At 65.2% G+C, this 13134-nt stretch carries 12 protein-coding genes and 1 pseudogene; 5 read left to right on the top strand and 8 right to left on the bottom strand.

What is annotated here, in order from left to right; genetic code table 11:
• Positions 1-244: 244 nt before the first annotated feature.
• The 3 genes from EN857_RS29220 to EN857_RS29210 are packed head-to-tail and all read right to left on the bottom strand — an operon-like array spanning position 245 to position 2868.
• The gene (locus tag EN857_RS29220; protein WP_127393300.1) at positions 245-1327 is read right to left on the bottom strand and encodes an ABC transporter substrate-binding protein; all 1083 of its coding nucleotides are present in this window, start codon (positions 1325-1327) and stop codon (positions 245-247) included.
• Positions 1328-1380: 53 nt separating this feature from the next.
• Positions 1381-2046, bottom strand: coding sequence for a transcriptional regulator BetI (gene betI, locus EN857_RS29215; protein WP_245493295.1), 666 nt, complete (start codon positions 2044-2046; stop codon positions 1381-1383).
• Between the two features lie 27 nt (positions 2047-2073).
• On the bottom strand, positions 2074-2868 hold the full coding sequence (locus EN857_RS29210) for a methyltransferase domain-containing protein (protein ID WP_127393301.1): 795 nt from the start codon (positions 2866-2868) through the stop codon (positions 2074-2076).
• Positions 2869-3066: 198 nt separating this feature from the next.
• On the opposite strand from EN857_RS29210, the gene EN857_RS29205 reads away from it, so the two are divergent.
• The 4 genes and pseudogenes from EN857_RS29205 to EN857_RS29190 all read left to right on the top strand — a co-directional run.
• On the top strand, positions 3067-4686 hold the full coding sequence (locus EN857_RS29205; RefSeq protein WP_127393302.1) for an NAD(P)/FAD-dependent oxidoreductase: 1620 nt from the start codon (positions 3067-3069) through the stop codon (positions 4684-4686).
• Positions 4673-6247: an NAD(P)/FAD-dependent oxidoreductase gene (locus tag EN857_RS29200; protein WP_127285282.1), complete on the top strand. Its 1575-nt coding sequence runs from the start codon at positions 4673-4675 to the stop codon at positions 6245-6247. The genes EN857_RS29205 and EN857_RS29200 overlap by 14 nt, the downstream gene beginning before the upstream one ends.
• Positions 6248-6249: 2 nt before the next feature.
• The gene (locus EN857_RS29195) at positions 6250-7509 is read left to right on the top strand and encodes an aminomethyltransferase family protein (RefSeq protein WP_127394135.1); all 1260 of its coding nucleotides are present in this window, start codon (positions 6250-6252) and stop codon (positions 7507-7509) included.
• 1 nt (position 7510) lies between these two features.
• Positions 7511-7768, top strand: a pseudogene (locus EN857_RS29190) (hypothetical protein); the annotation flags it as partial.
• Positions 7769-7789: 21 nt separating this feature from the next.
• Here the strand turns inward: EN857_RS29190 and EN857_RS29185 are convergent.
• The 5 genes from EN857_RS29185 to EN857_RS29165 form a co-directional block, all read right to left on the bottom strand.
• Positions 7790-8203 carry a VOC family protein gene (locus tag EN857_RS29185; RefSeq protein WP_127285284.1) on the bottom strand — a complete coding sequence of 138 codons (414 nt, stop codon included), beginning with the start codon at positions 8201-8203 and terminating at the stop codon, positions 7790-7792.
• 42 nt (positions 8204-8245) lie between these two features.
• Positions 8246-9304: a dipeptidase gene (locus EN857_RS29180; protein WP_127285285.1), complete on the bottom strand. Its 1059-nt coding sequence runs from the start codon at positions 9302-9304 to the stop codon at positions 8246-8248.
• A 165-nt stretch (positions 9305-9469) separates the two neighbouring features.
• Entirely contained in the window at positions 9470-9769 is a 300-nt protein-coding gene (locus tag EN857_RS29175) for a GNAT family N-acetyltransferase (protein WP_127309889.1), read from the bottom strand.
• A 2-nt stretch (positions 9770-9771) separates the two neighbouring features.
• Positions 9772-10395, bottom strand: a complete 624-nt coding sequence (locus EN857_RS29170) for an alpha/beta hydrolase (RefSeq protein WP_135859443.1) — start codon at positions 10393-10395, stop codon at positions 9772-9774.
• Positions 10396-10398: 3 nt separating this feature from the next.
• Positions 10399-11331: a VOC family protein gene (locus EN857_RS29165; RefSeq protein WP_127392021.1), complete on the bottom strand. Its 933-nt coding sequence runs from the start codon at positions 11329-11331 to the stop codon at positions 10399-10401.
• A 228-nt stretch (positions 11332-11559) separates the two neighbouring features.
• Here EN857_RS29165 and EN857_RS29160 point away from each other — a divergent pair, with 228 nt between their 5' ends.
• Positions 11560-13101, top strand: a complete 1542-nt coding sequence (locus EN857_RS29160; RefSeq protein WP_127392030.1) for an alkaline phosphatase family protein — start codon at positions 11560-11562, stop codon at positions 13099-13101.
• The last annotated feature ends 33 nt before the right edge of the window (positions 13102-13134 follow it).

The following is a 13134-nucleotide window of genomic DNA, read 5'->3' as shown; positions in this document are numbered from 1 at the left end:
CGGGGTCGATGGAACGGCGGACGATGACCCTCGCTCTCCCACGGGCTTCAAGGCCCAAAGATGCTCCGGTCTCTCGTCCGCCACCGCACCTGCTGCAATAGCAGAGTCGGCAAGGGACAAGTTACAAGGATGCCGGCAGGCAGGTGAGGGGCGGCGCCAGCGCTCGGGAGCGCGATCGGACGAGCTCGGAAGCCTAAGGCCCTGTTTCCGTTTCCAACGAAACAGCGAGACGCCAAGACAATGCTCAATAACCGGCTTTGATCTTCTCGAACTCGGCGATCATCTTGAGCTTGAGCGCGGAAGGCACCGGCGACTGGAACAGCGTCTTGTCGACGAATTTCTGCACGTCGTCGTAGCCCTTTTCCTTCAGGACGGCCTGGTCGACGCCGGCCATGCCCTTGGCATTGGCCTGACCGTAGCCCCAGTCCTTGACCAGCACTTTGGCGACGTCCGGATCGTTGATCGCATTGAGATAGTCATAGGCTTTGTCGACATTGTCCGGCGCATCCTTGAACAGGACATAGCCGCACACCCAGGTCGAGATGCCTTCGGCGGTATCCTTCTTGGATTTGATCGGCGCGCCGGCCGCGACCGACTGCACCGTCGCATCGTTCCATGCCCAGGCGAGATCGACCTCGCCGCCGCTCAGGAGCTGCACGATGTCGGTGGTGTCGGTCCAGTAGGAGCGGATATTCTTGTGCACCTGGCGCAGGAAGTCGGACGCCTGCTTGAACTGGTCGTCCGTCATCATGGTCCAGTCCTTGAGCCCGATGGCAAGGCTCGCCAGCGCATAGGCGTCGTCGACATTGTCGCCGATCGAGACCTTGCCCTTGAACTTCGGATCGGCGAAGGCCTTCAGCGACTGCACGTCCTTCTCGTCGACCTTGTCGGAATTGTAGGTGAGCTGGGTGTTGCCCCAGTCCCACGGCATGAACCAGGCCTTGCCGTCGGCGGTGGTGGCGAGATCCTTCATCGCCATGATGCCGGGATTGAGGTCCTTCCAGCCCGTGATCTTCGACGTATCGAGCGGCTGCAGCAGGCCGGCCTCGCGCCACTTCACCACGCTTTGCGAACAGGGGTGGCCAAGATCGGACTTGAAGCCGGAGCGCACCTTTTCGAAGGCCTCGTCCTCGTCGCCGAAGAAGGCGAAGGTCGGCGAATCGCCGTTCTTCTCGACATATTTCGAATGGAAGGTCGGGTCCTCGTAACCCGACCAGTCGAAGACGATCAGGTCCTTGTCGGCGGCAACCGCCAGCGCCGCCGCGGAAGCGGCGAGCACACCGGTCAGTGCCAGGGTCAGCGTCAGGCGTCGGCTCAGGGTTCTCATTGCTGTTCCATCCTCCTTGTCGTTTCCGCCGGCTCGGTCGGCCGGCTTTTTTCTCACTGGTAGTGTCTGGGAAAGGCCGCCGCCAGGAACGCATTCGCCGCCTGCAGCGCGGTCTCGCGGGTGGTGTCCTCTGTCCCCATCATCAGCCGCAGCCACAGTCCCTCGAGCATGGCGCTGAGCGCCAGCGCTATGACCGGGGGATCATAAGTGTAGCCACCGCTCTCCTTGAGCGTCGCACAGAGATCGATGAAGACCTGCTGGTAGTAATTGTCGCGCGAACTGCTGAGCGCCTGGTAGGTCGGCCGCGACTTGGCCTCGCCCCAGAAGGCCAGCCATGCCGCGAGCTTTCGCTTGTTGCAGATCGAGCGGTCGAAGTCGGCCCACACCAGCAGTTGCAGCTGCCTTGCAGGATCATCGCCAGCCTTCTGCAGGGCCGCGCGCCAATGCGCCGAATACTCGTCATACATGTGCTGCAGCGTGGCGATCAGCAGCTTTTCCTTGCTCTCGAAATGGAAGTTGACGATGCCGCGCGACAGGCCGGCGCCGTCGGCGACATCGGCCATCGTCGTCTCCGCGTAGCCGCGCTTGGCGAGCGAATCGATCGTCGCCTCGATCAGTTGCAGCTGCCTGACCTCCTTCGAGGCCTTGCGGCCGCGCTTTTCGGCGTCGCCCTTTGGTGACGGTTCGGGGACAACATCGCTGGCCTCTGCAGTCTTCATGAGCGTCACGGCCTCCAGCATCGCCGGCTATCCAACCGGCTTCCAACCGCGCAGATGAGTGGGACGGTGCTCACCACTGTCAAGCACCTTCTGCATCGCCTCCCAGGTATGGATGTTCTTGTCGACATAGGCGGCACCCACCACGGCGGCGACAGGCCAATATAGCGGCCCCTTGAGCCGCGCCAGCTCTTCGCGCGCCACGTCGCGATACCAGGGATTGCGGTCGCGCACGGCGACGTCGGCAAAGCCCGCCCGGCGCATCGCCTGCGCATAGCGCGCCGGCGAGGCCATGGTGAAGGACAGGCCTTCGGCCGCGACATAGGCCTTCATGTCCGGCGACGGCTCGCCGTCGTGCGCAATCATCCAGTTCGACGCGGCGAAGACGCCACCCGGCTTCAGCACGCGAAAGATCTCGGCGAACAGCGCGTCCTTGTCGGGCACGTGCAGCAGCGCATCCTTGGAGAAGACGACATCGAAGGATGCGTCAGCGAAGGGAAGCGGACCGGGCGGCGCCTGGACGAAGCTGACGCGCTCGCCGACAGCTCTCGCGGCCGCCCGTTGCCTCGCGGCCTCGATGACGGGCCCTTCGACATCGAAGCCGGTCGCATGTGCCGCGCCGTGACGCTTGACCAGATGCAGCGTGATCCCGCCGGCGCCGCAGCCGATGTCGAGGACCGTCTTGCCCTCCAGCGACAGGCCTTCGACCACCCGGTCGACCTCTTCGGGTCCGCCCGGCGACAGATAGCCCTCGCCCCAGAGCGCCTCCAGGAAGCGAATGGCGGTGTCGTCGTACTCCGGCTCGGCGTCCGCCGTTTCGATCATCGGATCTCAACCCAAGATTTCGAAAGTGGCCAGTTCCAATTGCCCGCAAAGCCTAGCGCATAAACAGGAAAACGCAACACCATTTGTTGAACATTCATTCAAAATAGCTGGACAGAAATCCGTGATCCGTGCCAAATTCGACGCATCGGGGAACAGACCACACAAAAAGAAGGGCAGCCGGATGGAGGTTGAGCGCACATGAAGGCGTGGGATGCGATCGTCATCGGCGGCGGCCACAACGGCCTGGTCAATGCCTGTTACCTGCAGCGCGCCGGACTCGACGTGCTGGTCGTCGAGAAGAACGACTGGGTCGGGGGCGCGGCCACCAGCCGCGAGCTGACGCCGGGCTTCCTCTATTCGAACTGTTCCTACGTCTGTTCGCTGTTTCGGCCCGAGATCATGCGCGACCTGGAGCTGCCGCGCTTCGGCCTGCAGGTGATCTCCTATGACGGCGGCGCGGTGTTCACACGCGACGGCGACTATCTCGCCAACTACCGCGACCACGATGCCCATCGCCGCGAGTTCGCCCGCTTCTCCAGGCGCGACGCCGAGGCCTATGACCGCTATTCGCGCGACGTGACGCGGCAATGCCGCTTCATCCAGCCGCTCTTGATGCGCACCGCGCCCGACCCGACCAGTTTCAAGCCGCGCGACCTCGGCGAATTGCTCTTTCTGGGGAAGAAGTTCGCTGGCCTAACGGCCGAGGAGATGGCGCTGACCTTGCGCTTCTGGACGATGTCGATCTCGGACTTCCTCGACGAGTATTTCGAGACCGACGTCATCAAGGCTAACTTCGCGCTATCCGGCATCATCGGCACCGCGCTCGGGCCGATGTCGCCGGGCACGGCCTACGTGCTGCTGCACCACTATATGGGCGAGGTCGACGGCTCGGTCGGCGCCTGGGGCTATGCGCGCGGCGGCATGGGCGCCGTCACCAAGGCGCTGGCCGCGTCCTTCAGGGCCTCCGGCGGCACCATCCGCACCGGCGCCGAGGTCGATCATGTGCTGGTCAGGAACGGCAGGGCCAAGGGCGTCGTGCTCGCCGGCGGCGAGGAAATCTACGGCAAGCTCGTCATCTCCAACGCCGACGTCAAGCGCACCTTCCTGAAGCTGGTCGAGGAAAGGGAACTGCCCGACATCTTTCTGCGCCGGGTCAGGAACTTCAAGATCCGCGGCTCCTCCGGCAAGGTCAACATCGCGCTGGATTCGCTGCCTGAATTCCCGGCCCTGCCCAAGGATTCGCCGGTCTATCGCGCCGACATGCACTTCACCGATTCCATCGAGCGCATGGAGCGCGCCTATGACGACTGGAAGGCCGGTCGCTGGTCGGCCGACCCCTTCCTCGACATGATGATCCCGACCACGCTCGACCCGACCATGGCGCCGCCGGGAAAACATTTCATGAGCTGCTTCGTGCAATACGCGCCGCCGAAGATTGACGGCCGCGACTGGACCGATGCCGACCGCGACGGCTTCGCCGAAAGCGTGATTGCGCAGATCGCCGCATACTCGCCCGGCTTCCGCGACCGCATCGTTCATATGGAAGTGCGCACGCCGCGCGAGATCGAAGCCGAGGTCGGCCTCACCGAAGGCAACATCTTCCAGGGCGAACTGACCTTCGACCAATTGCTGTTCAACCGCCCGGTGCCTGGCTACGCGCAATACCGCTCGCCTGTGGGCGGGCTCTACATGTGCGGCTCCTCCACCCATCCGGGCGGCGGCGTCATGGGCGCGCCCGGACGCAACGCCGCCGCCGAGATCCTGCGCGATCTTGCCAAGCCAACCTCACATATGAGCCCGGCCCATGACGTCATCTGAAGTGAATTGGGATGCCATCGTCATCGGCGGCGGCCACAACGGCCTCGTCGCCGCCGCCACGCTGGCGAAATCGGGCCGCAAGGTGCTGCTGCTCGAAGCCGGCAGTGATCTCGGCGGCGCCGCCCGCACCGAGGAATTTGCGCCCGGCTTCCGTGTCTCCGCGGTCGCCCACCTGCTCAACCGCCTGCATCCCGATGTGGTGAAGACGCTGGAGCTGGAGCGGCACGGCCTCAAGGTCGAGCGCGCCGATTTCATGCCTTCGGTGGCGCTGTCGAAGGACGGCTCGCTGGTGCTGCACGGCGCCTATGGCGAGGTGCTGACGGGCGCCAGCCCCACCGAGCAATCCGCCTGGAAGGAACTGCGCGCGCAGCTGCTGCGATATGCCGGCGTGCTGAAGCCCTTCCTATCGCGCCGGCCGCCGGATCTTGCCGGCATGTCGATCGCCGAGATGACCGGCCTCGGCCAGACCGCGCTGGCGCTGAAGCGGCTCGGCAAGGAGGACATGCGCGACTTCCTGCGCGTGCTTTTGATGAATGTTTACGACCTGCTCGACGAGCAGCTTTCGGACGACAGGCTGAAGGGCCTGCTCGCTTTCGACGCGACGCTCGGCTCCCATCTCGGGCCGCGCTCGCCGACCTCGCTGCTCGGTCTCTATTACCGGCTGGCCGGCGAGATCGGCGGCCTTGCCGGCGCGCAGATGCTGCCGAAAGGCGGCATGGGCGCCGTCGTCACCGCCATCCGCGCGGCGGCCGAGCAGGCTGGCGTCTCGATCCGCCCGGCATCGCCGGTCGCCAAGGTCGTCGTCGAGAAGGGCCGCGCCATCGGCGTCGTCACGCAAGGCGGCGAGACGCTGCGGGCAAAGACTGTCGTTTCCGCCACCAATCCGGCGACGACCATCCTCGATCTCGTCGGCCCGCGCGAGGTCGACACGGGCTTCGTGCGCAAGGTGAAGAACATCCGCATGAAGGGCGACGCGGCGAAGCTGCATCTGGCGCTCGACCGACCGCCGCAATTTTCCGGCGTCGACGCCGCCGGCCACAAGGGCCGGTTGGTCATCGCGCCCTCGCCCGACCATGTCGAGCGCGCCTTCAACCCGTCGAAATACGGCGAGTTCTCGCCCGAGCCGGTGATGGAGATCACGCTGCCCAGTCTGGCCGATGTTTCGCTGGCACCCTCCGGCGCCTGCGTGCTCTCGGCAGTGGTGCAATATGCGCCCTATGCGCTGAGAGCGGGCTGGGCCGCCGGCAGGCCGCAATTCCTCAAGGCGATCATGGCCCAGCTCGAGACCTACGCGCCCGGCATCGGCGCGACAGTGCGCCATGCCGAGCTTCTGACGCCCGCCGACATCGAGGCGCGCTACCGCATGCCCGGCGGCCACTGGCACCATGGCGAATTGCAGGCCGACCAGATGCTGATGTCGAGGCCGGTCTCCGGCTGGTCGGGCTACGACACCCCGCTCGAAGGACTGTTCCTCGCCGGCGCCGGCTCGCACCCGGGCGGCGGCATTTCCGGCGCGCCCGGCCTCAACGCCGCGCGCCGCATCATCGCGATGAGGGCATGAGCATGGCGCAAGCAACCAGGAAGAAGCCCATCGCAAGCGAGGTGGACACCGCCCTCGAAGCCCGCCTCGCGGCGCAACCGCATTTCCGCACGCTGCGGCTCGGCACACCCTTCCAGCCGCGCATCGACGCGCTGGGCTTGAAGCAGGACTGGTACAGCTGGGCCGGCTATCGCGCCCCGCACTCATTGTGGGACGAGGAACTCGAATATTTCGCCATCCGCAGCCAGGCGGCCCTCTTCGACATCTCGCCGATGACGAAGTACCGCATCGAGGGGCCGGGCGCCGAAGCCTATCTCGACCGCGTCACGCTGCGCGACGTGACCAGGCTGCAGCCCGGCCGCGTCCACTACACCGCCTGGTGCGACGATGACGGCTTCGTGCTCGACGACGGCACCCTGTTCCGGCTGTCGCCGACGCGCTTCCGCCTCTGCTCGCAGGAGCGGCATCTGCCCTGGCTGCTGGACAGCGCGATCGGCTATGAAGTGAGCATCGAAGAAGAGACCGAAGCGGTCGCCGGGCTTGCGCTGCAAGGCCCGACCTCCTTCGCCATCCTCCGCGACGCCGGCTTCGCCGGCGTCGAAAGGCTGAAGGTTTTCGACCTCGCCGAATTCGCGCATGACGGCGCCACCGTGACGATCTCGCGCACCGGCTTCACCGGCGATCTCGGCTACGAGCTGTTCGTGCCGGCGGACAAGGCGCTCAGCCTCTGGGACCGGCTGATGATGGCAGGCGAGCTGCGGGGCATCCGCGCCATCGGCTACACGGCGCTGAATCGCGCTCGTCTCGAAGCCGGCCTGATCGTCGCCAATGCCGACTTCACCACCTCCGAGCATGCCATCCGCGCCGACCGCCTGCGCATGCCGGACGAGATCGGCCTCGGCTTCCTGGTCGATCCCGAGAAGGGGCACTTCAACGGCCGACGTGCCATTTTCGAAGCGCGGACGAAGAAGAAGCTGCGCCACGTGCTGGTCGGGCTTGAGATCGAGGGCAACATCCCGGCCGAGCATGCCATCGTCTACTATCGCAAAAGCCAGGAGGTCGGGCTGGTCAGCGCCGCCATGTGGTCGCCGATGGCCAAGCGCAACATCGCCATTGCGTCTTTGCAACGGCCCTATGGCGATACGATCGTGGACGACCTCTGGGTCGAGATCTACGCCATGCGCGAGCTGCAGTACCAGAAGCTGATGAAGAAGGCGAAGGTGGTGCAAAGGCCCTTCATCAAGCTCGACCGCCGCACCGCCAGCCCGCCCGCGGATTTCTGACATGGCAAGCGAAGCGGAGAATCTGGATGCGGAGGCGGAAGCCGCCGATCAGTGGCAGCTGGTCAACACGCCGCTCGGCGAACCGTGGTCCGGCCGCACCCGCTATGCGGCGGCGATGTTCTTCTTCAAGCGCGGCGAGATGAATGCCGAGACGCTCGAAGTCTACCGCATCTGCGCCCGGCTCGATTCGGAAAATCCGCTGCCGATCATCCGCGACCGCAGCGTCGGCAAGGACTGGCTGAAGCGCATCGGCTTCGAAGAGGGCGCGCTATGCGCTTCGCTACGCTTGCACGCCACGGCTCACAGCCGCGAGCTTGTTGCCGTCCGGATCGCGCACGTAAGCTGCGTAGAAGTCCCGGCTGTAGTGCAATCGCAGGCCGGGCGCACCTTCGCAACTCCCGCCATTGGCAAGGGCTGCAGCATGGAAATCATCCACTTCCTTCCATGATCGCGCTCTGAAAGCGACCATGCTGCCGTTGCCTGTTGTCGCTGCCTGCTTGTCGAACGGCGTTCCGACCCAGAACGCGAGCTCCCGCAAACCGCCTTCCTCGTACGTGCCCCAACCCGCCGACGCGCGATCCCAGTCCGGATCGCCGGTGATGCAACGTTGCATGCCGAGGGGCGCCAAAGCCGCGTCATAGAACGTCGTGGCGCGTTTCAAGTCGTTGGTGCCGAAGTAGACATAGGTAAGCATGGCGCACCATCGGCGTTTACAAAGTAGTGAAGTCGGCCCGCATCACCCTATCGTCTTTTCCAGCACCCTCAACCAGTTGCGATAGGCGATCTTCTCGATCAGCGCTCGCCCAAAACCGCGCGCGGCCAGCGCGTCGATAAGCTTGGGCAGGCCGGCGACATCGCCGATGACGGCCGGGATCATCGCGCCGTCGAAATCGGAGCCGAGCCCGACGCCATCCTCGCCGAGCGCCTGCAGCAGCGAATCGATGTGGCGGACCATGATGTCGAGGCCGGTGTCGGCATTCATCTTGCCGTCCTCGCGCAGAAAGCCGGTGGCGAAGTTCAGGCCGACCATGCCGCCGGTCTCGCGGATCGCGCCGAGCTGCCAGTCGGTCAGGTTGCGCGAATGGCCGCAGATCGCGTGCACGTTGGAGTGGGTCGCGACCAGCGGCGCATCGCTCAAGCCCGCGACATCGCGAAAGCCCTTCTCATTGAGATGCGAGAGGTCGATCATGATCCTGAGCTGATTGCAGGCCTTGACCAGAGCCTTGCCGGCATCGGTGAGGCCGGGCCCGGTGTCGGGCGATGACGGGAAGCGGAACGGCACGCCGTTGCCGAAGGCATTCGGCCGGCTCCAGACGATGCCCAGCGAGCGCAGGCCGGCGGCGTGCAGCACATCGAGCATGGCAAGCTCGGGGTCTATCGCCTCGACGCCTTCGATGTGGAACACCGCCGCGATCGAGCCCTTCGCCATCGCCTCGCGCACGTCGCCGGCGCTGCGGCAGACGGTCAGTGCGCCGGCGCGTTCCAGCCTAAACAGGATCGAGGCCATGCCGATGGTCGAGGTGATCGCCTCGGCGCGCGGCAGCTCCGGCGGCAGCGGCTCGTTGTCGCTCGGCGCCGGCGGCACGGCGCTGCGCTTGGTCTTCTCGATCGGCGGCGGGAAGATCGCGAACATGCCACCGGCAAAGCCGCCCTTCTTCGCCCGTGGCAGATCGATATGGCCGCCCGGCGTGCCGTCGATGAACAGCTTTTCGACATCCGCTTCCTTCGACTGGTAGAGCCTGAGCAGCGTGTCGTTGTGGCCGTCAAAGACGGGGATGAGGTCGGTTGCGGTCATCAGGAGGCCATTGGCTTGAGGTGGCGGGCCGCGGACGGCGAGTGCGTCCGCGGACGATACCTCTACTTAGGCAAGATGGCTAAATCGCGCAAATGCCAGTGGCGTGTTCGCATTTGTGGCTGAGGCGTGTTCTCCTTCTCCCGTTGTGGGAGAAGGGGGAACTTGCTACCGCTTCAGCACGTCGGCCCATTCCGGATGGCGGCGGAACTGGGCGTTGGCGAACGGGCAGAGCGGGATGATCGTCTTGCCGGCCGCGCGCGCGTCCTCGACGGCGCGGGTGACGAGGCGAAGCCCCGCGCCCTGGCCGCGAAACGCGTCAGGCACCTCGGTGTGATCGATGATCAGCTGATGCTCGCCGATTTTGGTGAAGGTCATCTCGGCCTCGGCGCCGCCGGGCCCACGCAGGACATAGCGGCCCTTGGAGCCGCGATCCTCCAGTTCGACCTCGGGCAATTGATCAGCCATTGCTACGCTCCTTCAACCGGCAGGCCGGCAAAGAGCTGCCGCGCCGCCTCGATTTCATTCGGCCGCACTTCGTGCCCGCCATCGTGCCATTCCACAGTGACAGCGGCGCCGTCGGCGCGCAAATAGGCCTCCAGCCGCGAAGTCAAATTGGGCGGGCAGATCGGATCGCGCCTGCCGGCCGTAATCAGCACATGACGGCCGGCGAGGCTGCCTTTCACCTGCGGCTCGAACGGGATCAGCGGATGCATCAGCACCGCCGCGTCGAACAGGCCGGGTTCCGCGAATGCCACCGACGCCAGGATGTTGGCGCCGTTGGAATAGCCGAGCCCAAGCACCGTCGAGGGCTTTGCCGCCTCGACATGCGCCTTGATGAAGGCAGCCATCTTGCCGGTCGCCCGCGCCAGGTCTTCCATGTCGTAGACCCCCTCGCCGGTGCGGCGGAAGAAGCGGGCGGCACCCTGCTCCGACACATCGCCGCGCGGCGACACGATGCTTGCCGAAGGCACCAGCTCGCGTCCCAGCGATACCAGCTGGTTCTCGTCGCCCCCGGTTCCATGAAAGACGAAAAGCAGCGGACTGCCCGGCGAACCGGGCAGCAGCTTGTGAGTGTAGGTATCCTTGCTCATGGCTCAGTCTTCCAGTTTCTGCAGGTGCTGTTCGAGATAGGGCCGCAAATGCTGGTGCTGCGTCGGCAGCTTCAGGGCCTCGCCGAGATGCGCGGTGTCCTCGTCGCGGTCGAAGCCTGGCTCGTTGGTGGCCACCTCGAACAGTACCCCGCCCGGCGTGCGGAAATAGATCGCCCAGAAATAGTCGCGGTCGATCACCGGCGTCACCTGGTAGCCGGTGTCCATCAGCGCCTTGCGCACTTCCAGTTGCCTGGCGCGGTTCTCGACCGCGAAGGCGACATGGTGGACCGAGCCGGCGCCGAGATTGGCAAACGCCGCGCCCGGCAGCGATTCGATGTCGACTATGTCGGCGCCATTGCCGTTCTTGACCGCAAGCCGGCGGACGTTGCCGGACTTGTCGACCTCCTGATAGCCCATGAACTTCAACAGCTCCTCGGTGGCGCCGCCATCCCTCAGGCGAAGCTGCACCGAGTGGAAGCCGCGGATCGCCTCGTCGGCGGGAACGCCGCCCTTCGCCCAGGGTGCGCGGCCGTCGGCCTTGTCTTCGACGAGCGCGAAGCCGTCGCCGTCGGGGCCGGCGAAGGCGAGCCGCTTCTCGCCGAACGTCTCTTCGCGCGACAGGCCCGCGACGCCTTCATCGGCAAGGCGCTTCTCCCAATAGCCGAGCGTGCCTTCCGGCACCGAATAGACCGTCGTGCCGACCTCGCCCACCCCATGCCGGCCCTTGCCGATATTGGGGAACGGGAAATAGGTCATCACCGAACCCGGCGTGCCGACCTCGTCCGCATAGTAGAGATGATAGACGTCGGGCGCGTCGAAATTGACGGTCTTCTTGACCCGGCGCAGGCCGAGCTTTTTGGTGAAGAATTCATTGTTCCGGCGCGCATCGCTGGCCATCGAGGTGACGTGATGCAGGCCCTTGATCTGGTCGAGCATTTTTCTGCTCCTTCCCTTTTGCTGGTGCGGCCCTCGCCGCTGTCCACGCCAATATGAGGATAGGCACGGCCGCGGCAAAGGAGGCAAACACAGAATGGACTGTGCTGTAAAAGTGAACGATATCGCATCATTTGTTCACCAATCAACAGAGATGCGCGGCCTTGCGCGACGGCCTGAATTCGGCTCCATAAGCGGCATGCCGGATGAGGAGACAAACGCTTGGCCAGCATGAGCGAACGCCCCAACATTCTCCTGATCACATGCGACCAGTGGCGCGGCGATTGCCTGTCGGCGGCCGGCCATCCGGTGCTGAAAACACCGAATGCCGATGCACTTGCCGCCGAAGGCGTGCTGTTTCGGCGCCACTTTGGCGGGGCAGCCCCTTGTTCGCCGGCGCGCGCCTGCCTCTACACCGGGCTCTACCAGATGAACAACCGCGTCTGCCGCAACGGCACGCCGCTCGATGCCCGCCACGGCAACATCGCGCTTTCGGCCCGGGCCCTCGGCTACGACCCGACGCTCTTCGGCTATACTGATGTCTCGCTCGACCCGCGCCTGCTTGCGCCCGGCGACCCCAGGCTGAGAACCTATGAGGGGGTCCTGCCCGGCTTCACCGTGCGCCAATTCCTGCCCGAGCATCAGAAGCCTTGGCTGTCCTGGCTGAGCGCCCAGGGCATCGACTCCAGTGCCGGCCATCCTGACGTCCACCGCCCGGTTGGCGAACCGAGCGACCCCGTGACCAATGCGCCACCAATTTACTCGCAGGACCAGACGCCGACGGCTTTCCTGGCCGGCGAGTTCATCCGCTGGCTGGGCGAGCAGGAGCGTGGCGCGCCCTGGTTCGCGCATCTCTCCTTCATCAGCCCGCACCCGCCCTTCATCGTGCCTGAGCCCTACAACGCCATGTATGATCCGGCCGACGGCCCCGCTTTCAGTCGCGCCGGGTACTGGCAGGCCGAGGCGGAAAGCCACCCGTACCTCGCTTACGATCTCGACCGCCGGATGAGGCAGAACTTCCGCCCCGGCGCCGAAGGCAAGGTGCGCGACTGGGGTGAGGACAATATCCGCGCCATCCGCGCCATTTATTACGGCATGATCTCCGAGGTCGACGCGCAACTCGGACGCCTTTGGCAGGCGCTCAAGGCGGCGGGAGCCTGGGACGAGACCGTGATCGTGCTGACCTCCGACCACGCCGAGATGATGGGCGACCATTTCATGCTCGGCAAGGGCGGCTTCTTCGACGGCAGTTACCACATCCCGCTGATCATCCGCGACCCGCGCCTGGGCCATGCGGCCGGCGGCAGCGTCGATTGCTTCAGCGAGGCCGTCGATATCCTGCCGACCCTGCTCGATCTCCTCGGCGAGGATCCGCCACCGCATCTCGACGGCCGCTCACTGAAACCGTTCCTGGAAGGCGCTGCGCCGCGCGATTGGCGCGACGCAGCGCATTGGGAATTCGATTTCCGCTCGGTGGCCGATGGCGAGGCCGAGCGCCACTTCGGCATCGGCTCGCGCCAGTGCAACCTCGCCGTCATCCGTTCGCAAGACTTCAAATATGTGCATTTCGGCGGCGGCCTGTCGCCCCTGCTGTTTGATCTGAAGAAGGATCCCGGGGAGCTGACCAACGTCGCCAACGATCCCGCCTATCTCGCGGTGCGGCTGCAGTTTGCCGAAAGGCTGCTGGCCTGGCGGGCGGAGCATCTCGACCAGTCGCTGGCGCTGGCGGAGCTGACGGAGAATGGCGTGGCTGGATATGTGAGTAGGCAGTAGGCAGTAGAAAGCTCATTTCCCTACTGCCTACTG

The organism is Mesorhizobium sp. M4B.F.Ca.ET.214.01.1.1, from assembly GCF_004791545.1.
GTDB classification, from domain to species: Bacteria; Pseudomonadota; Alphaproteobacteria; order Rhizobiales; family Rhizobiaceae; genus Mesorhizobium; species Mesorhizobium abyssinicae.
The sequence above is the reverse complement of the archived record's forward strand: the minus strand, read 5'-3'. Positions and strand labels throughout refer to the sequence as shown.

Coding starts and splice junctions, on each gene's coding strand:
- EN857_RS29220 (WP_127393300.1), bottom strand. CDS start 1,327: ATGAGAACCCTGAGCCGACGCCTGACGCTGACCCTGGCACTGACCGGT.
- betI (WP_245493295.1), bottom strand. CDS start 2,046: ATGAAGACTGCAGAGGCCAGCGATGTTGTCCCCGAACCGTCACCAAAG.
- EN857_RS29210 (WP_127393301.1), bottom strand. CDS start 2,868: ATGATCGAAACGGCGGACGCCGAGCCGGAGTACGACGACACCGCCATT.
- EN857_RS29205 (WP_127393302.1), top strand. CDS start 3,067: ATGAAGGCGTGGGATGCGATCGTCATCGGCGGCGGCCACAACGGCCTG.
- EN857_RS29200 (WP_127285282.1), top strand. CDS start 4,673: ATGACGTCATCTGAAGTGAATTGGGATGCCATCGTCATCGGCGGCGGC.
- EN857_RS29195 (WP_127394135.1), top strand. CDS start 6,250: ATGGCGCAAGCAACCAGGAAGAAGCCCATCGCAAGCGAGGTGGACACC.
- EN857_RS29185 (WP_127285284.1), bottom strand. CDS start 8,203: ATGCTTACCTATGTCTACTTCGGCACCAACGACTTGAAACGCGCCACG.
- EN857_RS29180 (WP_127285285.1), bottom strand. CDS start 9,304: ATGACCGCAACCGACCTCATCCCCGTCTTTGACGGCCACAACGACACG.
- EN857_RS29175 (WP_127309889.1), bottom strand. CDS start 9,769: ATGGCTGATCAATTGCCCGAGGTCGAACTGGAGGATCGCGGCTCCAAG.
- EN857_RS29170 (WP_135859443.1), bottom strand. CDS start 10,395: ATGAGCAAGGATACCTACACTCACAAGCTGCTGCCCGGTTCGCCGGGC.
- EN857_RS29165 (WP_127392021.1), bottom strand. CDS start 11,331: ATGCTCGACCAGATCAAGGGCCTGCATCACGTCACCTCGATGGCCAGC.
- EN857_RS29160 (WP_127392030.1), top strand. CDS start 11,560: ATGAGCGAACGCCCCAACATTCTCCTGATCACATGCGACCAGTGGCGC.